15 protein-coding genes and 1 other RNA gene are annotated in these 19,318 nt (G+C 67.6%); 4 read left to right on the forward strand and 12 right to left on the reverse strand.

What is annotated here, in order from left to right; all coding sequences use genetic code 11:
• Positions 1-28 precede the first annotated feature (28 nt).
• The 3 genes from AvAM_RS17590 to AvAM_RS17600 form a co-directional block, all read right to left on the reverse strand.
• On the reverse strand, positions 29-1,453 hold the full coding sequence (locus AvAM_RS17590; protein ID WP_137748276.1) for an efflux RND transporter periplasmic adaptor subunit: 1,425 nt from the start codon (positions 1,451-1,453) through the stop codon (positions 29-31).
• Between the two features lie 208 nt (positions 1,454-1,661).
• Complete coding sequence (gene rnhA / locus AvAM_RS17595) at positions 1,662-2,111, reverse strand: ribonuclease HI (RefSeq protein WP_137748277.1); 450 nt, start codon at positions 2,109-2,111, stop codon at positions 1,662-1,664.
• A gap of 81 nt (positions 2,112-2,192) precedes the next feature.
• Entirely contained in the window at positions 2,193-3,062 is an 870-nt protein-coding gene (locus AvAM_RS17600; RefSeq protein WP_137748278.1) for a class I SAM-dependent methyltransferase, read from the reverse strand.
• Here AvAM_RS17600 and gloB point away from each other — a divergent pair.
• The gene (gene gloB, locus AvAM_RS17605) at positions 3,061-3,846 is read left to right on the forward strand and encodes a hydroxyacylglutathione hydrolase (RefSeq protein ID WP_137748279.1); all 786 of its coding nucleotides are present in this window, start codon (positions 3,061-3,063) and stop codon (positions 3,844-3,846) included. The genes AvAM_RS17600 and gloB overlap by 2 nt on opposite strands.
• A complete protein-coding gene (locus tag AvAM_RS17610; protein WP_137748280.1) occupies positions 3,843-5,357 on the forward strand; it encodes a transglycosylase SLT domain-containing protein in 1,515 nt (504 codons plus the stop codon). Before gloB ends, AvAM_RS17610 begins: the two co-directional genes overlap by 4 nt.
• Positions 5,358-5,409: 52 nt before the next feature.
• On the opposite strand, the gene AvAM_RS17615 is transcribed toward AvAM_RS17610, so the two are convergent.
• The 6 genes from AvAM_RS17615 to dnaX form a co-directional block, all read right to left on the reverse strand.
• Positions 5,410-5,562: a DUF3096 domain-containing protein gene (locus AvAM_RS17615; protein WP_015013605.1), complete on the reverse strand. Its 153-nt coding sequence runs from the start codon at positions 5,560-5,562 to the stop codon at positions 5,410-5,412.
• Positions 5,563-5,767: 205 nt separating this feature from the next.
• Positions 5,768-6,823, reverse strand: a complete 1,056-nt coding sequence (locus AvAM_RS17620) for an ABC transporter substrate-binding protein (RefSeq protein ID WP_137748281.1) — start codon at positions 6,821-6,823, stop codon at positions 5,768-5,770.
• Between the two features lie 180 nt (positions 6,824-7,003).
• Positions 7,004-7,429: an MAPEG family protein gene (locus AvAM_RS17625; protein ID WP_137748282.1), complete on the reverse strand. Its 426-nt coding sequence runs from the start codon at positions 7,427-7,429 to the stop codon at positions 7,004-7,006.
• 95 nt (positions 7,430-7,524) lie between these two features.
• Positions 7,525-8,115 carry a recombination mediator RecR gene (recR, locus tag AvAM_RS17630; RefSeq protein WP_137748283.1) on the reverse strand — a complete coding sequence of 197 codons (591 nt, stop codon included), beginning with the start codon at positions 8,113-8,115 and terminating at the stop codon, positions 7,525-7,527.
• Between the two features lie 248 nt (positions 8,116-8,363).
• Complete coding sequence (locus AvAM_RS17635; protein WP_055398201.1) at positions 8,364-8,696, reverse strand: YbaB/EbfC family nucleoid-associated protein; 333 nt, start codon at positions 8,694-8,696, stop codon at positions 8,364-8,366.
• A gap of 52 nt (positions 8,697-8,748) precedes the next feature.
• Positions 8,749-10,815, reverse strand: coding sequence for a DNA polymerase III subunit gamma/tau (dnaX, locus tag AvAM_RS17640; protein ID WP_137748284.1), 2,067 nt, complete (start codon positions 10,813-10,815; stop codon positions 8,749-8,751).
• 98 nt (positions 10,816-10,913) lie between these two features.
• On the opposite strand from dnaX, the gene ffs reads away from it, so the two are divergent.
• Positions 10,914-11,010, forward strand: an RNA gene (gene ffs, locus AvAM_RS17645) — signal recognition particle sRNA small type.
• 107 nt (positions 11,011-11,117) lie between these two features.
• Here ffs and AvAM_RS17650 read toward each other — a convergent pair.
• Genes AvAM_RS17650 through AvAM_RS17660 form a run of 3 tightly spaced genes read right to left on the reverse strand, consistent with a single transcriptional unit; the run spans position 11,118 to position 18,637 of the window.
• The gene (locus AvAM_RS17650) at positions 11,118-12,485 is read right to left on the reverse strand and encodes a TIGR03862 family flavoprotein (protein WP_171012302.1); all 1,368 of its coding nucleotides are present in this window, start codon (positions 12,483-12,485) and stop codon (positions 11,118-11,120) included.
• Positions 12,486-12,542: 57 nt separating this feature from the next.
• The gene (locus tag AvAM_RS17655) at positions 12,543-16,043 is read right to left on the reverse strand and encodes an exodeoxyribonuclease V subunit beta (RefSeq protein ID WP_137748285.1); all 3,501 of its coding nucleotides are present in this window, start codon (positions 16,041-16,043) and stop codon (positions 12,543-12,545) included.
• Positions 16,040-18,637: a PD-(D/E)XK nuclease family protein gene (locus AvAM_RS17660; protein ID WP_137748286.1), complete on the reverse strand. Its 2,598-nt coding sequence runs from the start codon at positions 18,635-18,637 to the stop codon at positions 16,040-16,042. The genes AvAM_RS17655 and AvAM_RS17660 overlap by 4 nt, the downstream gene beginning before the upstream one ends.
• Positions 18,638-18,747: 110 nt before the next feature.
• Here AvAM_RS17660 and trxA point away from each other — a divergent pair, with 110 nt between their 5' ends.
• Positions 18,748-19,080, forward strand: a complete 333-nt coding sequence (trxA, locus tag AvAM_RS17665; RefSeq protein ID WP_008906761.1) for a thioredoxin TrxA — start codon at positions 18,748-18,750, stop codon at positions 19,078-19,080.
• Positions 19,081-19,318 lie beyond the last annotated feature (238 nt).

Here is a 19,318-nt window from a genome sequence, read left to right on the forward strand (position 1 = left end):
GGCTTTAACCAGGCAGCAGAACCCGCCCTCAGGCGGGAGACCGCTTGCTGGGAGATGTTGGCTGGCCAGGGTTGGCCGCCATCTGGCAGGGGTTGGGGCCTGGCAGCGGGGCCGCCAGTGCGCTCGCAGGGGTTGTCACGGCAACCGCTGCGGGTACAGCAGGGGCAGGTGGAGCCACCGGGGCCACGGCCACAGCAGCCGCGCCCGATGCGTTGAGCGCTGGCGCATCGGCCACACCCGCAGCATTGCCCCCCCGTGGGCCCGATGCAGGGCGTGCGGAGGAAGGCGCAGCACCCGAGCCCGGCTTGCCCAACTCGACCACACGCACCTCGGTACCGTCCTTGCGGATGCGCTGCTGGCCGGCCGTGACCACCAGGTCCCCGGCGTTCAACCCCTCCACCACCTCTACCAGGCCGGGCGCACGGGCACCCAGTTGCACGGGAACGCGGCGCGTCACACGGGTGCCGGGCTCCTTGCCCTCCACAATCTTGAGCACATAGGGGCTGTTGCCATCCGGCACGATGGCTTCTTCGGGCACCACACGCGCATCGCTGCGCTCTGCAAACACGGCGGTCACGCGCGCGAACATGCCGGGGCGCAGTTGCAGGCGGCGGTTGTCGATGCAGCCACGCACTGCAATGGCCCGGCCATCGGCATCAATCTGCGGGCTGATGGCCTGCACCACGGCGGCGTAGCGCACGCCCGGCAGCGCATCAAACGCCACCTGGGCCGTCTGCCCGGTGCGTGCCTTGCTCTGCAGCCGCTCTGGCAGGCGGAAGTCCACGTACACGGCGTCCAGGTCTTCGATGTTGACGATGTCGGCGCCGTCCTTGAGGTAGTCGCCCACGTTCACCCCCCGGATGCCCGCAATGCCATCGAAGGGCGCCACGATCTTGAGCCGCTGGGCCGTGGCCTGCGCCAGGGCCAGCTTGGCCTGCGCGACCTCCAGGTTGGCGGCACTTTCATCCACCGAACGCTGGCTGATGAAGCCCTGGGCCACCAGTTCCTGGTTGCGCTTGTGGTTGGCCTGGGCAATGGAAAGCTCCGCCTGGCTTTGCTGGATCTGCGCGCGGGGCAGCTGGTCATCAAACTGCACCAGCACCTGCCCGCGCCGCACGCGCTGGCCGTCGCTGAAGTTGAGCTGGGTGATGCGCCCGCCCACCTCGGGGCGGAGCATCACGCTCTGGCGCGAGCGCAGGCTGCCAACGGCCTCGGCATCGTCGCGCAGCGCCATCTGCCGCACGGCCACGGCCTCCACCGCCACGGGGCGGCCCGCGCCCCCTGGCGCACTGGCACCCCGCGCGGGCCCGCCCGCAGGCACGCCCCCACTGCCTCCGGCTGCAGACACATCCGTGCGCGCGGACTGCGCGGGTTTCTGGAGCCACCAGGCGGCACCCGAGGCGGCGGCAATGCCGATGACAGCGAATACGATGTATTTGTTCTTGGACGCCATGGGTCAGTGAAACCAGGTGATGTGGGGAATGCAATCAAACAATGTATCAGTGCGTGTCTTGTGCTGCAGCAAACTTTGGCAAAACCCCAAGGGCAATTGCGCCGGTTTTACGCAGGCTTTACACGCCCCAAAACAAAAAAAGCCCCCGAAGGGGCCGGTGCCAGCGTCCGCGCACGCTGTCGGTGCCAGGGCATGCGCCTGCAAGCGGTCAGTTGCGCCCCAGGGCCTTGTCCACGCCCCGGTTGGCCAGCGCATCGGCGCGCTCGTTGCCGGGGTCGCCCGAATGCCCCTTCACCCAGCGCCACTCGATGCGGTGGCCGCCAGTGCTGACCAAGGCATCCAGCCGCTGCCACAGCTCGACGTTCTTGACGGGCTGCTTGGACGCGGTGCGCCAGCCCTTGGCCTTCCAGCCGTGGATCCATTCGGTGATCCCCTTGCGCACATATTCGCTGTCCAGGAACAGTGTCACGGCGCAGGGGCGCTTGAGGGCCGACAGCGCCTCGATCACGGCCAGCAGCTCCATGCGGTTGTTGGTGGTGCCCAGCTCGCCGCCGAACAGCTCCTTCTCGACCTGCCCGGCGCGCAGCAGCACACCCCATCCGCCGGGGCCCGGGTTGCCCTTGCAGGCGCCATCTGTGTATATCTCTACCTGATTCAAACTGTGTTCCTGCTCTGGTGATTCATAGATGGCCGCCCTGGCCCGGGCAAGGGCGCTGTGGCGGCCGATGGGATGGATTGTCTACGCCGGTTCGCGCTGTGCCGGGGTGGCATGGGCCGTGGGCACCCTGGCGCCCGCGCGGTTGGCCACGGGCACGGTGGCGGCAGACCGCTGGCGCTGGTTGCGCCAGGCGGGCTCCAGCAGGCGCATGCCATGCACCCGCTTGACCGCCACCAGGAAGTAGGCCGCGCCCAGAATGGGCCACCAGCGTTCTCCCAGGGGGTCCATCCAGCCAAAGCGGTCCAGCCACTGGGCACCGCGCACCGCCGGACGATAACAGCCAAACCGAGCCGATTCGACCTCGAAGCTTAAAAGCCGCAGCCAGTCCCGCAGGCGCCGGTAGCCAATGAACTCGCCCACATCGGGCAGATACAGGGTGCCCCGCCCCAGACGCTGGTACAGCCGCGCGCGCCGCTGGCGCAGGCCCCACAGGCTGGTGGGGTTCAGCCCGCTGATGACCACGCGGCCCTCCGGCACCAGCACCCGCTCGACCTCGCGCAGCGTGGCGTGGGGGTCGATGCTCAGCTCCAGAGTGTGGGGCAGCACGATAAGGTCCAGGCTCGCATCGGCGAACGGCAGGGCCACGGACTCGGCGAGCAGGTCCACAGTGTGTGCCCGCGAGGGAATGTCGCTCCCGTCACCTCCGCCTCCCCCATCGTCCGCTTGCCCGTACGCCATGGGCCCCAGCACCGCCTCCTGCCCCAGCGCCAGCCATTGGTGCGGCATGCGGTTGGCACGCAGGCCATCGAGCAGGGGCATGCCCAGCTGCAGACTGTGGTAGCCAAAGATGTCGGCCACGGCCTCGTCGAAGCGCGCCTGCTCCCACGCCAGCAGGTACCGGCCCGGCGGGGAATCGAACCAGTGGTGCAAACCTATAATTTGATCGCTCATGAACTTGCTGCCGCTGCCCGCCTTTACCGACAACTACATCTGGATGCTGCACGACGGCCGCCAGGCGATCGTTGTGGACCCGGGCGACGCCGCACCCGTGGTGCAGGCCCTGGACGACCTCGGCCTGGGTTTGCAGGCCATTCTAGTCACGCACCACCATGCCGATCATGTCGGCGGGGTGGACGCCTTGCGCGAGGCCACCGGCGCCAGGGTCTTTGGCCCGGCGCGCGAGCGCATTCCCGAGCCCCTGGTGCGCCTGGCGCAGGGCGATGTGGTGGACGGGGCCGATGTGCTGGGCCTGCGCTTCACGGTGATTGATGTGCCCGGCCACACGGCGGGCCACATCGCCTACTACTGTGCAGACATGGACGGCGAACCGTTGCTGTTCTGCGGCGACACCCTGTTCTCGGGCGGCTGCGGCCGCCTGTTTGAAGGCACACCCGCGCAGATGCTGGACTCGCTGGACCAGCTGGCCGCCCTGCCCGGCAACACCCGCGTGTGCTGCACCCACGAGTACACCCTCTCCAACCTGAAATTTGCGCGTGCCGTGGAACCTGGCAACGCCGCCTTGCTCCACTACAGCAGCCAATGCGAGGCCCTGCGGGCGCAGCAGCGACCCACGCTGCCGTCCCGCATGGACCTGGAGCGAGACATCAACCCTTTCCTGCGCGTCAGGCATCCTGCGGTGGCTCAGGCCGCCCGGGGCCACGACGCACAGGTGCCCGAAGACGACGCCGTGGCGGTGCTGGCCGCGCTGCGTCAATGGAAGAACGAATTCCGATGAAAATTCTGCACATCGCTTGCCTGGCGGGCCTGCTCTGGCTCACGGGCTGCGCCACCACCGGGCCCACGTCCACCGACCAGGCGGCCCCAGGCGGCAAACCATCCCCCGGCACTGCCACCTCTTCCACCCACACCCCCCTCATCCCCAATGGGCCGCTCAAGCCCATCACCGCCGCCCAGGCCAGCAGTGGCGAAGTGGCCTCGCTGTCGGCCCCGGCCGACCTGTGGGACCGCATCCGGCGTGGCTTTGCCATGCCCGACCTGCAGCACGAACTGGTGCAGGACCGCGAGCAGTGGTACGCCACGCGCCCCGACTACATGCAGCGCATGACCGAGCGATCCAGCAAATACCTGTTCCACATTGTTGAAGAGCTGGAGCGGCGCGGCATGCCCACCGAGCTGGCCCTGCTGCCCTACATCGAGAGCGCGTTCAACCCCCAGGCCGTGTCCAGCGCCAAGGCCGCTGGCATGTGGCAGTTCATGCCTGCCACGGGCAACTACTTCGACCTCAAGCAAAACGCTTTCCGCGACGACCGCCGCGATGTGCTCGCGTCCACCCGTGCCGCGCTCGACTACCTGCAAAAGCTGTACGGCATGTTCGGTGACTGGCACCTGGCCCTGGCCGCCTACAACTGGGGCGAAGGCAGTGTGGGCCGGGCCATTGCCCGCAACCAGAAGCAGGGCCTGGGCACCAGCTACACCGACCTCAACATGCCGGCCGAGACCCGCATGTATGTGCCCAAGCTGCAGGCCGTGAAGAACATCGTGGCCAACCCCGATGCCTTCCGCACCGAGCTGCCGCTCATCGAGAACCACCCGTACTTCCAGACGGTGGACATCACACACGACATCGACGTGGCCCTGGTGGCCCAGCTCGCAGGCATCCGCGAAGAAGACTTCCGCGCGCTGAACCCTTCCTACAAGCGCCCCGTGATCCTGGCCGCAGGCACACCCCAGATCCTGCTGCCTTGGGACAACGCCAAGGTCTTCCTGCGCAACCTGGAGGCCCGCCGCGAGGGCCAGTACGCCAGCTGGACCGTGTGGTCTGTGCCCAGCACCATGAGCGTGGCCGAGGCCGCGCAGCGCGCGGGCATGAGCGAAGCCGATCTGCGCAGCATGAACAACATCCCGCCCCGCATGCTGATCAAGGCGGGCTCGGCCCTGATGGTGCCGCGCTCCGCCACCACGCGCCAGGATGTGTCCTCCCACCTGGCCGACAACGGACAGGTGGCACTGGCCCCCGAGATCGTCACCCGCCGCACCACGGTGCGCGCAGGCAAAGGCGAGACCGTGGCCAGCATTGCACGGCGCTACAAACTCACCGCCGCCAACGTGGCCGACTGGAACGACGTGCGCGCCAACGCCGTCTTCAAGGTGGGGCAGCAGGTGGTGGTGTACCTGCCCGTGCGGCAGGCCCAGGCCAATGCCCGGGCAGGCAGCAGCAACAACAAGCGCGCGGCCGCCCCCCCGGCCCGCAAGGGTGGCACACCCTCCAAGGTCAAGCGCCGCTGATGCCCCAGGCGGTCCCGGACGGCATGGGCCGCCGCCCCCTGGCAAAAAAAGATCAGAACCGGAGCGTGTGCATCCCCAGCAACCCCAGGATGCCCATGATGATGAGGTACAGCGCCACGATGGTGCTGAGCAGACGCGGCATCACCAGAATAAGGATGCCGGCAATCAGGGAAACAAGCGGGCCGATGCTGAGGCTCAGCGACATGGGAAAGTCCTTGGAAAAATCAAACACGGGGTAAGGGGCCGCAGCCTGCGGATGCGCCCCGGCACATTGGGCAGAAGGCCTGCACGAAAGGCAGGCGCGCCCCGCACTGTAGTCCAAACCAGCCCCTGCGCCAGACTGGCGCTCCCGGTAAAAGCCCCCACGCCACGCACCATGCCACAGTGATGCAGAGCGCAAGCCCCAGGGGTCAGACGCTGTACTTCTGGCGCGCCTTGCGCACCAGGTCGTTGGTAAAGGTGCGCGCCAGCTCCACCTTGGTCTCTGCCAATTCTGGTTGCACCCGGGCCAGCACCCGCAGCGCCGTGGCCGGGCCGTCGTCCGGCATCAGGCCATTGGGCGAAAAGGTCTCGCGCACACGGCCAAAGGCCGTGAGATACAGGCCCCGGTCGCCCATCAAGTACGCAGCAGGCACGGCCTTGACGAGGTCGGCCGGTCCGGCGGTCTGCAGCCACTTGAGTGCATGCACAACACCATTGACCAGCGCCTGGGCCTGGGCCTGCTGTTTCTGCACAAAGGCCTGCGGTGCATACAGGCTGCCAGCGGGCCAGGTGCCGCTACCCACCACTTCCTGGGCCGCCTTGAGCGAACGCAGGTCGCCCACGATGCGCGTATCGGCCTTCTGCTCCAGCAGCGTCATGATCGGGTCGGCATGGCACAGCGCATGCACCTGGCCCGAGCGCAGCGCGTTCATCGCGTTGGTGCCCGAGCCCACCCCCACAAACGCCACATCGCGGGGCGACACCCCCGCGCGCACCAGCATCAGACTGGCCGCCAGGTGGGTGGAAGAGCCGACGGATGAGACACCAACGCGCCGCCCCGCCAGATCGCCCAGGTCCTTGTAGGCTGGAAGCGAGCGCAACGACACCCCCAAAGCCAGCTGGGGCGCTCGCCCCTGCAGCACAAGCGAGCGGTAGGCCTGGCCCCGCACCTGCGCGCGCAGCACATGTTCAAACGCGCCCGAACAGACATCGGCCGTCCCCTCCTGCACGGCCTGCTGCGCCAACGCACCCGCAGCAAAGTCACGCACCACCACCTCCAGGCCTTCAGCCCGGAAGTAGCCCAAGGCATCCGCCAGCGCCAGCGGCAGGTGGTAAAGCACCCCCTGCCCGCCCACCGCCACGGTCACACGCCCCAGCATGGCTCCATCGGTTTGCGCCCGCACCAGTGCAGGCGCACACACCGCAGCCGCCGACAGGGCGGACACGGTGCCAAAGGCACGGCGGGTGAGCAAAGACAGGGGCATGGGGTCAGGAAACAAAACAATGTTGCATTGCAACAATCGTGCCCCAGAGGGGGACAGACCGCATCAGGGAGATTCCCTGCGGGTTTCTACGTAAGCACAAGGTGAGGTGGCGGGACCGCTTGCACGCGATGCACCCCATGGGTACATCGGCCTGCGGTAGCCCGCCCCGGGGCTATGCCTTTAACGGTAGCCGATGAAAAGAATCGCCACGTTGACCAGGAAACCCGCCGCCCACACAGCGCTGCGGGCCGTGGGCATATCGGAGACATACATCATCACGTAGAAGATGCGCAGCAGAACAAACAGCAGCGCCAGCATGTCGAGCACCGTCTGCCCGGCACCCAGCAGGTGCGCAATGATCACCGCACCGATAAAGAACGGCAGCGCCTCGAAGCTGTTGGCCTGCGCCGCATTGGCCCGCGCACGCCAGTCGGTCTGCCGGGCCATCCAGGCGCGCGGATCGTGGTTGTCAAAGCCGCCGTCCTTGCGCGACTTGCCCAGGTTGCCGCTCTTGGCCAGCCAGGCGCAACCCATGGGCAGCAGTGCGGCGATCAGCACGCACCAGTAGGCCACGGTAAACCGGGCAACATGCATGGTGGTATTCATAGTTTTCGACCTTTTTTGGCCGCCAGCGCCTGATGGATAAGCCCGAGCAGCTATTAAATTGTGAGTATTTTAACGGCCACGCAGGGGTGGTGCCGTCACCTGCGGTCCACCAGCGCATGCGCTATGGTGCCCAGGTCCACATATTCCAGCTCGCTGCCAACGGGCACCCCGCGCGCGAGGCGCGTCACATGCACGCCCCGGCTCTTGAGGGCCTCGCTGATCACATGGGCCGTGGCCTCGCCCTCGGCGTTGAAATTGGTGGCCAGGATCACCTCCTGCACCTCGCCGCTGGTGGCCCGCTCCATGAGCTTCTGCAGCCCGATTTCCTTGGGCCCCACCCCGTCCAGCGGGCTGAGCCGCCCCATGAGCACAAAGTACAGCCCCTTGAAGGCCCCGGTGCGCTCCATCGCCGACTGGTCCGCAGGCGTTTCAACCACACACAGCCGCGTGGCATCCCGCTCCGGGTCCAGGCAGGTGCTGCACACCTCGGCCTCGGTGAACGTATGGCAACGCGCACAGTGGTGCACCGTGCTCACCGCCTCCGAGAGCGCCCGTGAAAGTGCCAGCGCCCCTTCCCGGTCATGCTGCAGCAGATGAAACGCCATGCGCTGCGCAGACTTCACCCCCACCCCCGGCAGCCGGCGCAGCGCCTGAATCAGGACGTCGAGAGAATTGGTGGTGGACATGGACAGGCTGGAGGTAAGGCGCGTGGGTTGGTAAGGCTTGGATGAGTAAGGCGCAAACAGGGCCAACTCGAACGGATGTGAGGAAAAGCAAAGGGGATGTGCCCCCTGCCTTCACACCCCAACCTCAAGGGCGTAGCGAGCGGGATCAGCTGCTAGGCGGACGGAGCGCAGGAACCGGAACGTACTTGAAGTACGTGAGGATTCCGAGCACCGCCCAACGACGCAGATGGCCCGCTCGGTAGCCAGTATCAGAAAGGGAATTTCATGCCGCCGGGGAGGCCTGGCATGCCTTGCGTCAGCTTGCCCATCTTCTCCGACGAAGTCTCCTCGGCCTTGCGTACCGCCGCATTGAACGCTGCCGCCACCAGGTCTTCCAGCATGTCCTTGTCCTCGGCCAGCAGGCTGGGGTCGATGGTGATGCGCTTGACGTCGTGCTTGCAGGTCATGACCACCTTCACCAGGCCCGCGCCCGATTCGCCTTCCACTTCAATGAAGGCCAGTTCGTCCTGGGCCTTCTTGAGGTTGTCCTGCATGGCCTGGGCTTGCTTCATCAGGCCGGCGAGTTGTCCTTTGTTGAACATGGTGTGGTTTCCTTTTCGGTTTCTATTGAAATGAGTGAATAGTGGTCGTCGGTCACGCGGGTTTGATGCTGCCCGGCACGATTCTCGCGCCGTAGTCCCGCATCAGCGATTGCACGAAGGGGTCGTTGTGCACAATTTCCTCGGCGCGGCGCTGGCGTTCGGCAGCGGCAGCGGCGTTGCGGCGGGCGGGGCTGTCGATGACCACGCCCACCTCGACGCTGATCTGGGTGGCGTGGCCCGCAGCCTCCAGCGCCGCGCGCAGGCGCTCGCGCGCCGTGGGCTGGTTGAGTGACTCGCGCTCCACGCGCAGCAGCCAGTGGCCACCGTCACGCGCCACCAGTTGCGACTGCAGGGCCAGCTCCCGCACCAGGGCGTTGATGGCTTCAGCCGCGACCATCTGCTGCACCGTGGTGTGCCAGACATCGCCTTCTTCGGTGGGCGTGTAGCGTGCGGATGCAGGCACAGGCGCGGAATGGGGAGCCGGTTGCAAACGCACGCCGGGCTCGGGGGCTACGCGCACCGGGATTGCTACAAATTCAGGAGCTGCTTGCGCTTGATCAGCGCGCGCAGGGCTGCGATTTTGATCAAATCCTTGCACCTCGCGCACGGGCAGCGCCGTGACGGCTGCAGGCGCCACTGGCGCCGCATGTGCACCGCCTGCGGTGCCAGCATCGTCCTCCGACCCGGGCCAAGGCGGCGGCTCTGACAAAGAAGCGTCATCGCCTCCTGATGAAGGGGCATCTTCCAGCGCTGTTATGGCAGCTGCCGGGGCCGACGCTGGAGCCGACACGGCAGCTGCCACCACAGAGGCCGCAACAGGCGGCACGGGCACCGCTGGTGCGGGCTGTGGCACCGGCGCAGCCATGGCCGAAGACGCCGCAGGACGCGCCGGAGCCAACGCCGGTGGCGATGTCAGAGCTGCCGACGCAGCCGCCGAAGCCCCTGCGGGCGCGGTTTCAGCCCGCGTCAGAGTTTTTTTTTCAGCCGGTTCGCCAGAGCCCCCTGCACCGCCGGCGGGCTTGAAGGCCAGCAGGCGCAGCAGCACCATGGTGAGCGCTGCGTATTCATCGGGCGCCAGGCCCAGCTCGCCGCGCCCATGCAGGCACAGGCTGTAGAGCAATTGCGTTTCGTCGGCGGGCATCAGCGCAGACAGGCGGGCGGTTTCGGCGGCCTCGGGGTCGTCGGCATCCACCGCACCGGCCATTTGCGGCACAGCCTGGAACACGGCCATGCGCTGCAGCACGGCACTCATTTCTTCGAGCGTGGAGGCGGCCGACAGGCCGTTCATGCGCAGCGCGTCCGAGGTTTCGACCACGGTCTTGCCGTCGCCTTGGGCCAGCGCGTCAATGAGGCGGAACACATAGGAGCGGTCCACGGCACCCAGCATCTGGCGCACACCGGCTTCCTGCAACTGACCGCTGCCAAACGCGATGGCCTGGTCGGTGAGCGAGAGCGCATCGCGCATGGAGCCCCGCGCAGCGCGCGAGAGCAGACGCAAGGCCTGTGGCTCGGCGGGCACGTTCTCGGTCGCCAGCACCTGCGTGAGGTGCGAGAGCACGGTCTCAGGCGCCATGGGGCGCAGGTTGAACTGCAGGCACCGGCTCAGCACCGTGACCGGCACCTTCTGCGGGTCAGTCGTGGCGAGCACAAACTTGAGGTATTCGGGCGGCTCTTCGAGCGTCTTGAGCATGGCGTTGAACGCCGTGTTCGTGAGCATGTGCACTTCGTCGATCATGAAGACCTTGAAGCGCCCTTGGACCGGCTTGTAGACGGCCTGCTCCAGCAGGCTTTGCACCTCGTCCACACCCCGGTTGGAGGCCGCGTCCAGCTCGGTGTAGTCCACAAAGCGGCCGCTGTCGATGTCGGTACACGCCTGGCACACGCCGCAGGGCGTGGCAGTGATGCCGCCGTTGCCGTCTGCGCCCTGGCAATTGAGCGACTTGGCCAGGATGCGCGACACCGTGGTCTTGCCCACACCGCGCGTGCCGGTGAACAGGTAGGCGTGGTGCAGGCGCTGCTGGGTCAACGCGTTCGACAAGGCCTGAACCACATGCTCCTGCCCCACCATCTCGGTGAAATTGCGGGGGCGGTACTTGCGGGCGAGCACGAGGTAGGACATGCGGGCGATTCTACGGGCTGGGCCGGGCAGACCTGCAGGCATCCGGACAATGCAGCGTGTCGAAAAGTGCACCCCACATCCAGCGTACAATCGGCGGTGACGGGCCTCCTCGCATGGTGAAGCGGCCAACCGGGTCAGGTGGGGAACCAAGCAGCCCTAACTGTGGAGTCAGTGCCGGGGGTAAGGCTCGTCAACTTCTTCTTTCTTTGCGCGCTCGCGCAAAAACTCCCCACCCCAGTATTTCGGTAGCGCGCAAAGGCAAGCCTGCCAGGCTCGCCCAAAACCCTGCCCGCAGCGCCTTCTCAAGCCCCTGCGGACTCCCCCAGCCAGCGCAGCGCCCCCTCGCCTGCCACACGGCCACTGGCCATGCTGGCGGTAAGCAGATAGCCGCCGGTGGGCGCCTCCCAGTCCAGCATCTCCCCTGCGCAGAACACGCCCGGCAACGCCGAGGCCATGAGTTGCGCGTCCAGCCCCTCAAAAGCTACGCCACCCGCCGTGCTGATGGCTTCGTCCAGCGGGCGCGCAGCCACCACGGTGATGGGCAGGGCCTTGATGGCGTGGGCCAGGGCCACGGGGTCGTTCATGCCGTCCTTGCCCAGATGTTCATACAAGATGCCCGCCTTGATGCCGTCCAGGCCCAGGCGGCTCTTGAGGTGGCTGGACAGCGAGCGCGAGCCGCGCGGGTGGCGCACCTCCACCAGCACACGCTCCGGGCTGTGGTCGGGCAACAGATCGAGGTGGAACGTGGCGTGGCCGTGGGCTTGCACCTCGTCGCGCAGCAGGTGCGAAGCGGCGTAGACCAGGCTGCCCTCCACCCCCGTGGCCGTGACCACAAACTCGCCCCGGCGGCTGAAGCTGCGGCCCTGGCTGTCGGTGAAGCTGAGCGCCACGGTCTTGAAGGGCTGGCCCACAAACTTCTCTGAAAAATGTGGCGTCCAGCCCACCGTGGGCGCGGGCGTGCGGCCCAGCAGTTCTTGCAGAAAGGCACGGCGCGTCTCGCCCACCGGGGCATCGGCGCGCAGCACATCAAAGCCGCAGTTGGAGGGGCGCAACGGCTCCACAGCCACGCCGCGCTGCGCCAGCAACGGCACCCAGGCACCGTCCGACCCCAGGCGCGCCCAGCTGCCGCCGCCCAGCGCGAGCACCACGGCCTTGGCAGCCACACGCACTTCACCTGCCGGTGCGTCAAAACGCAGTGCCCCCTCCTCGGCCCAGTCCAGCCAGCGGTGGCGCATGTGGAACAGCACCCCCTGCCCACGCAGACGCTGCAGCCACGCGCGCAGCAGCGGTGCGGCCTTCATGTCGGTGGGGAACACGCGGCCTGATGTGCCCACGAAGGTCTCCACGCCCAGCCCCAGCGCCCAGGCACGCAGTTCAGGACCGCCAAAGGCGCGGACCAGCGGCTCGATCCGCTGCTCGCGCCCGGCATAACGTCCCACAAAGGGCTCGTGCGGTTCGGAGTGCGTGAGGTTGAGCCCGCCCTTGCCCGCCAGCAGAAACTTGCGCCCCACCGACGGCATGGCATCAAACACGTGCACGGCCACGCCCGCCTGGGCCAGCACCTCGGCGGCCATCAGGCCCGCCGGGCCGCCGCCGATGACGGCCACATCGCACTGCAAGGTCTCCGCAGACAGGGTGGGTGTATCGGAAGGAGAAAGGGTGTGGGACACGGAAGGGCCTTGCTAAAAGATGGGGGCGTAGCGCTGCGTTGGGGCCGGAAGGACCGGTCAGAACAAAGAGCCTTGCGGTGAATCCGCAGGCCCCGGCGCGGCGCGCCCGGGCTTTGCCGGGGCGACCGGCGCAGCGGGGGCGAGAGTATGCCCGACCCCAGTCGGTTTGGCGGTAGACGCCCTTGCGCCGCCCGGTGCGTCCCCCACCATCACCAACCGCCCATCGCCCGTGAGGAAGGCGGCATGCACGGCCTCGCCCGGCATCAGTGCCGACACGGCTTCGCGGTAGCGCTCCAACTGCGCCACCAGCGCCTGCTGGCGCTGGGGCTGGGTGGCGCTTTTGTAGTCCAGTACCCACCATCCTGCAGCAGCATCCTCGGCCTGCGCTGCGCGGCGCAACACCAGCCGGTCGATGCGCAGGCTCTGGCCCTGGTAGTGCAGCGGGGCTTCGTTGATGGCGGTTTGAATCAACGTTGGCTCCCACGCCCATGCGCCCTCGCCGGCCAGGATGCCCTGCGCCATACGGGCGGCCTGCTCGGCGGCGGCGGGAGTGATGTCGTGGTCGGCAGCCAGGCGGGCCAGGCGCGCGGCAGACCAACCGTGGGCGCGCAGGTCGGCCAGCGGGGCACCGGCCACACCGGCCTGCTCCAGCAGTTGATGCATGGCGTCGCCCTGGCGCGACAGAGGCGTAGAGTCGCCATCGCCGGGCATGGCCACGGGCGTGGGGCCGCTGGGGTCGGTGGTGGTCACCGCCCCCGGTTTGTTGCGGGCGCTTTGCAGGGCCTCGGGCAGTGGCAACAACGCGGCGATGGTGAATGTGCCGGAAGAGGCGTGCACGCCAGCAGCGGGTGCGGGTGCTATGCCCACATCGACCTCACTGACCAGTGGCGCCAGCCGGTTCCACCAACTGCCCGGTGCGGAATTGCTGGGCAATACGGACGACAGCGCCAGGCAGTGCTTGGCGCGTGTCATGGCCACGTAGAGCATGTTCAGCTCTTCGCGGCTGCGGGCCTGCTGCTCGGCAGCCAGCGCGTCCACCGCACTGGGCGGCGGGTTCGATTCGCTGGCCAAAAAGACGAAGGCCGAGGGCACAGCCTGCTCGCCCGGCCAATCCACCAGCACGCCCATGGTCTCGGCTTTTTGCGGGCGGGTGTCGGTGTCGAGCAGCAGCACACAATCGGCCTCCAGCCCCTTGGCGCCGTGCACCGTCAGCAGGCGGATGGCCTGCGCATCGGCCCGGCCGGGGGCGCGCACGCCCCCCTTTTTCATGGCCCGCACAAACGCGTAGGGGGTGAGGTAGCGCCCCCCATCGTGCTGCAACGCTGCCGACAGCAGCGCACGCAGGTTGGCCTGCACAGTCTGGCGCTGGGTGACGGGTGCGGCGGCGGCAAAGCGGGCCAGCACATCGCCGTGTTCGTAGATGGCGTGCAGCGCATCGTGTGGCGGCAGGCTGCCCACCCAGGCCTGGTATTGGGTCAAAATAGCCCCTACCGCCTGATGGTCATGCCCTGATAGCTCATTTTTTGATAGCAAATCAAACCAGCTGCTGCCTGCATGTTCGGGCTGGCGGCGCAACACGGCCAGCGCCACCAGGGCGTCATCGCCCAGACCAAACAGGGGCGACTTGAGCGCACGCGCCAGCGAGAGGTCGTGCGTGGGCGAGACCAGCACATCCAGCAGCGCCACCATGTCCTGCACCTCGGGCGCGTCGAACAGGTCGGCTTTTTCGGGCTGCACACAGGGCAGGTGCAGGGCGCGCAAAGCGTCTTGCATGCTGGCCAGGCGGTCGCGCTTGCGGGCCAGCACCAGCACCTCCTTGGGCGGGGTGCCGCTGGCGATCTGCGCGGCCACCCAGGCGGCGGCCTGGGTGCATTCGCGCATGCGCTGGGTTTCTTCGGCCTCGTGGCGGGGTTCGGTCAGGCTGTCGCGCCAGGCCAGGGGATCGCGCGCGGCGCCTGGGCTGTCGTCATCCGCATCAATGATGGCGGGCAGGCGCAGCAGCTGGCCCGTGTGTTTGGATTCGGTGGTGTGGTCGCGAAAGCCGCTGGTCTCTTGCTGCGCCTGGGCCTGGCCCATGACGGCGTTGACGGCGGCGATCACGCCCTGCGCATTGCGGCGCGTGTGGTCGCAGCTGAGTAGGTCGCCGCCCAGCCCGTCGCGCACAAAGGCCTGAGCGGCAATGAAGACTTGCGGCTCCGCCCGGCGAAAACGGTAGATGCTCTGCTTGGGGTCGCCCACGATGAACACGCTGGGCGCGGCCGAGCCGCCGCCCGAGCCCGCATAGCCTGCCAGCCAGGCATGCAGCGCCTGCCACTGCAGCGGGTTGGTGTCCTGGAACTCATCGACCAGCAGGTGGCGGATGCGGGCGTCCAGCCGCTCCTGCACCCAGCCACTGAGCACCGGGTCGGCCAGCATGACCAGCGCCGTGCGCTCCACATCGTTCATGTCCACCCAGCCGTGCTGCTGCTTGACCGCCACGAATTGCGCAATCAGGCAGCGCGCCAGCCGGGCCATGCGCTGCTGGTGTTGCCAGGCCTCGTGCTGGCGGCGGGCCACCAGCAGGCGCTGCAGTTCGGGCTCGGCCTCTTGCGCGGCGGGGAACTTCTCCAGGTTCTTCGACAGGCGGTCTTCTTTGGCCACGAACATGGCTTTGCGCAGCATGTCCAGGCGCTGGTTCAGGTCAGTGCAGGCCAGCGCGTCGATGATGGCGTCGGCCGCCTTTTGCGGGGTCTTGTTGGACTCGGCGCCCAGGGCGCTGGCGCGGTTGCGCCAACGCTGCAGGGCAGATTCGGTCTGCAGGGCCTCGGCAGGCTCCATCAGCGCAGCCAGTTCGGGGTACGCCTGCTGGAACGGCGGCACCGAGGCATCGACCACGCCCACCGCGTCGGCCAGGTCAAACTCCACGCGCTTGGCCAGGGCTGCCGCCAGCGCCTTGTGCGTTTGCGATCGGCCATGGCGGGCTACGACGGCTTCGTAATCGGAGCGCAGGCTGGCGCTGTCGGCCACGGTCTGCAAAAACGGGGGCCAGACCTCGCGCACGGCCTCGGCATCGTCTTCCAGCAGTTCAAAGTGCGCGGGCAGGCCTTGCTGCTGCAACAGCGCCAGCGGGGCCGTGCCCAGCAGCGCGGCAAACCAGCTGTGGAAGGTGCGGATCTGCACGGGGCGGCCAGCTTCGAGCAGCTGGCGGTATAAATTTTGCAGCGCCTCGCGCTTTTCCAGTGCGCCCTGGGGGCTGATTCCGCGTGCAATCAGCTCTGCCATCAGCTCCTCCAGCGGCTTGTGGCTGAACTGCTCCAGCCATTCCTGCAGGCGCTGGCGCATTTCGCCTGCGGCCTTTTTGGTGAAGGTGATGGCCAGGATTTCGTGCGGCGCACAGCCGTCCAGCAGCGCCCGCAGCATGCGCGAGACCAGCATCCAGGTCTTGCCCGCGCCCGCGCAGGCCTCCACCGCCACGCTGCGGGCGGGGTCGCAGGCGATGGCGTAGAAGGCCTCGCGCGAAACGGGGCGGCCGTTGTGTTCGTAGGCGGCCTGGGTGGCGGGGGAAATACTGGCGGTCATGGCGTCTCTGGCGCGGGCAGTGCCTGTTCGGCATCTGCCCAATAGTCTTTGCGGCACAGGCCGCGCACGGCGCAGAACTCGCACACCGAGCCCTCGCCAAGCGCAGGCAGCGGCGCACCAGCGGCGATGCGGGCCATATCGTGCTGGATGCCTTCAATCAGCACATCGCGCAGGTGCACCACCTCATCCTGTTCGTGCAGTTGCGTCTCGCCGCGCTCGCCCACGTTGACGTAGGCGGCGCGCAGCGTGTCGTGGTGCAGCAGGGCGGCGTAGAACGGCAACTGGGTGTCTTCCGCGCCGCTCTTGATGCGCTGGCGGGTGACGCTGTCGCTTTCGGTTTTGTAGTCGATCACCAGCACCGTGGGCTCGCCCGTGCTGGAGACGCCGTCGATGCGGTCGATGGTGCCGATCAGCTCCAGGTCGCCCAGGGGCTGGCGGGCCTTGACCTCGGCCTCGCGGAACATCGCGCCTTGCTGTTCGTGTCCCGCCAGCCAGTGCAGGTAGCCGTCGCGCAGCTGCGTCCAGCCTGCGGCAAAGGGCAGAAAGTCGCCTTCTTGCAGGCGCTGCTGGCGCGTGACGGCTTCGGCGGCGGCGTCCATGCGGGCGCTGCGCTCGCCCGCGTCGTCGGTGGGCTGATCGCGCAGGTCTTCATGAAAGCGCTGGAGCACCGCATGCAGCCAGTTGCCAAAGTCGCGCTTGTCTACTTCAGCGTCCAGCTCGTCGGCCTCGCGCAGGCCCAGTTGGCGCTGGGCGAAGAAGCGGTAGGGGCAGTGCCGCAGGTCCGAATACGCAGTGGACGAGAGCTGCTGCACGGGCAGGGTCTGGCCCACGGGCTGGGGACGCTGCGTGGGGGTGGCGAGCACTTCGCGTGCGGCGCGGTCGTCGGCGCCAGGTGAGGCTGCGCCATCCAACTGCAGTGCCAGCACCAGGGCACTGGCCAGCAGGGGCTCTCCGCCCTCGTCGCCCGTGCGCCACAGCACATCCACCACGGGCGTGCGCAGTGCGTGGGTCCAGGCGGCGCGCTGCGCGGCCTCCAGTGACTGGCGTGTGGGCAAACCCCAGGCCTCGCGCTGGGACTGGGACCAATCGCCTGAAGGCTCGGGGGCGGCTTGCATGCGCTTTTCGTCGCAACCCGGCAGCACAGCCGCAGCAAAGGGTCGGGCCAGCAACTGCGGCAGGGGTAGCACGACCACAGGCGCATCGGCGGCCTGCGCGGCCACGTAACGCCCGGCTTCCAGCACGTCTTTCACCCAGCGGGTGAACTCGGCCAGTGCCATGCGGCGGCCTGCGCTATCGCCCCAGGTTTCCAGCTCGCTCTGCTGGCCGTCTTGCAGGCGCAGGGCAGCCAGCACGCGCATGCCTGCGGGGTCGGCCTGCAGGCCCTGCCATTGCCCCGCTTGCTCCAGGACGGCGCGCAGAGCGGGCAGCCACTGCGCCAGAGGACGCGCAGCGCGCAAGGTGTCGCGCCAGGTCTCCACCGTGGCCACGGTGCGGGCCAGGTGGGACTGCGCGCTCAGATCACGCGCCGTGGCGGCGCCCCAGTGCTGCACCACGCCTTTGCGCAGCCATTGCTCCAGGCGGTTGACCTCTCCTGGCATCAGCGCGGGCGCGTGTTTGATCCAGTCCAGCACGTCGTTGGACGACGCATTCCAGGCCGCTGCCTGCAGCGCGGCCATGACCCGTGAGGCGGCGCGTGTGGTCGAAAGAATCCAGCCACTTTCATCACGCACCAGCACGCCACTGCTACCCAGGTGGGCGAGCACGCGGCGGATCAAGGCCCGGTCGGTGGCGGCCAGTGCCACGGGCACGCGACCATCGCGAACATGGGCCAGCACGCAGGCAGCAGCGCGTTGGGCTTCGTCTTCGGCATCGGTGGCGGCATGCAAAGCGCGCTGGGGTGGCGCGGGACTTTCATCAACCAACGAAGGCAGCGCAACGCAAATGCCTTGCTCACCCCAATGCGTCACCAGGGCCGGGGTCAGTGCATCGGATTGAAAGCCTTCGAGCACCACCAAAGCGTCCACCGATGCGCGCACTCCGGGCTCGAACAACACGTCGGTGGCGTGGCGCGAGGCCAGCACCCATTCCAGCGCCAAGCGCGCCACCAGGGCTTCATAGTGCAGGCTACTGCCCTCATCGGCGGTGGCCAGCAGTTGCCGGGCCTCGTCGCCCCAGGCGGCGCGCTGCGCCGGGGGCACGGCTGCTACGGCGGGTGCCAGTTGGGCGGCGGCTTCTTGCAATGGCGTGGCCAGCATCTCGCGCTGGGCGCCCTGCCCCACACGCTCCAGCAAGGCCCGGGCCGTGAGGGTGTCGCGCGCCACGTCGCCCGCAAAGTCGTCGGCCGATGGCTCAAAACCCTGCAGCTGGCGCGCCCAGTTGCGGGTGGTTTCAAAGCGGGGTGCAAAACCCTGCGGAAACTGCAGCGCCCAGTGGCGCTGGGCCCAGGGCATGAGCTGGGCGTAGGGCACCAGCACCACGGTACGCGCCAAATGGGCGCCATGGGCCCTCGCATGCGCGGCCACCTGGGCCAGCGCGGCCCTCCACAGAGCGGTGCCCAAGCCGGTGCCCTGATCGCTTTTCGCTATGACAGTCATAGCGTCGCAAGCCCCGGCCATACCGGTGAATGGGGGATTGGTTTCTGTCACAATGCCCTGACTTTAAACGTACACCGGTCGCAACCCGCCCAAAATCAAGGAATTCCGCCATGGCCAGCGAACTCATCAAACATGTCTCTGACGCCAGCTTCGAAGCCGACGTGCTCCAACCCGGCTCCGCCGTGCTGGTGGACTACTGGGCCGAGTGGTGCGGCCCCTGCAAGATGATTGCCCCCATCTTGGACGAAGTTGCAGGCACCTACCAGGGCAAACTGCAAATCGCGAAGATGAATGTGGACGAAAACCGCGAGATCCCCGCCAAGTTCGGCATCCGCGGTATCCCCACCCTGATGCTGTTCAAGGACGGCCAGCTGGCCGCTACCAAGGTGGGCGCGATGAGCAAGGCGCAACTGACCGCCTTCATCGACCAGCAACTGGCCTGATTGGTCCCCCGAAAGCCCCGCCGGTGTTCTGCCTGCGGGGCGTTTTTTTAGGATGCTGCGGCGCGTGCCGTGCGCCAGGGGGCAGATGCAGTGATCCCCTCCTTTGCGCGCCCCTGAAGCACCTGCTTTTTTTCCTGTCATAATTCCTCTCGATCACCGGTCTGCACGCATTGGCAGCCGGACCAAGATCCCCGGCGAGCCGGGCCTGCAAACAGCAGCCCATCCGGCATCAGCCCCC

The organism is Acidovorax sp. NB1 (genome assembly GCF_005405905.1).
Classification (GTDB): Bacteria; Pseudomonadota; Gammaproteobacteria; order Burkholderiales; family Burkholderiaceae_C; genus Acidovorax.

Excerpts from the sequence above, each read along its gene's own strand:
- AvAM_RS17590 (WP_137748276.1), bottom strand. The coding sequence starts at position 1,453 with ATGGCGTCCAAGAACAAATACATCGTATTCGCTGTCATCGGCATTGCC.
- gloB (WP_137748279.1), top strand. The coding sequence starts at position 3,061 with ATGAACTTGCTGCCGCTGCCCGCCTTTACCGACAACTACATCTGGATG.
- AvAM_RS17600 (WP_137748278.1), bottom strand. The coding sequence starts at position 3,062 with ATGAGCGATCAAATTATAGGTTTGCACCACTGGTTCGATTCCCCGCCG.
- AvAM_RS17610 (WP_137748280.1), top strand. The coding sequence starts at position 3,843 with ATGAAAATTCTGCACATCGCTTGCCTGGCGGGCCTGCTCTGGCTCACG.
- AvAM_RS17615 (WP_015013605.1), bottom strand. The coding sequence starts at position 5,562 with ATGTCGCTGAGCCTCAGCATCGGCCCGCTTGTTTCCCTGATTGCCGGC.
- AvAM_RS17620 (WP_137748281.1), bottom strand. The coding sequence starts at position 6,823 with ATGCCCCTGTCTTTGCTCACCCGCCGTGCCTTTGGCACCGTGTCCGCC.
- AvAM_RS17625 (WP_137748282.1), bottom strand. The coding sequence starts at position 7,429 with ATGAATACCACCATGCATGTTGCCCGGTTTACCGTGGCCTACTGGTGC.
- recR (WP_137748283.1), bottom strand. The coding sequence starts at position 8,115 with ATGTCCACCACCAATTCTCTCGACGTCCTGATTCAGGCGCTGCGCCGG.
- AvAM_RS17635 (WP_055398201.1), bottom strand. The coding sequence starts at position 8,696 with ATGTTCAACAAAGGACAACTCGCCGGCCTGATGAAGCAAGCCCAGGCC.
- dnaX (WP_137748284.1), bottom strand. The coding sequence starts at position 10,815 with ATGTCCTACCTCGTGCTCGCCCGCAAGTACCGCCCCCGCAATTTCACC.
- AvAM_RS17655 (WP_137748285.1), bottom strand. The coding sequence starts at position 16,043 with ATGACCGCCAGTATTTCCCCCGCCACCCAGGCCGCCTACGAACACAAC.
- AvAM_RS17660 (WP_137748286.1), bottom strand. The coding sequence starts at position 18,637 with ATGACTGTCATAGCGAAAAGCGATCAGGGCACCGGCTTGGGCACCGCT.
- trxA (WP_008906761.1), top strand. The coding sequence starts at position 18,748 with ATGGCCAGCGAACTCATCAAACATGTCTCTGACGCCAGCTTCGAAGCC.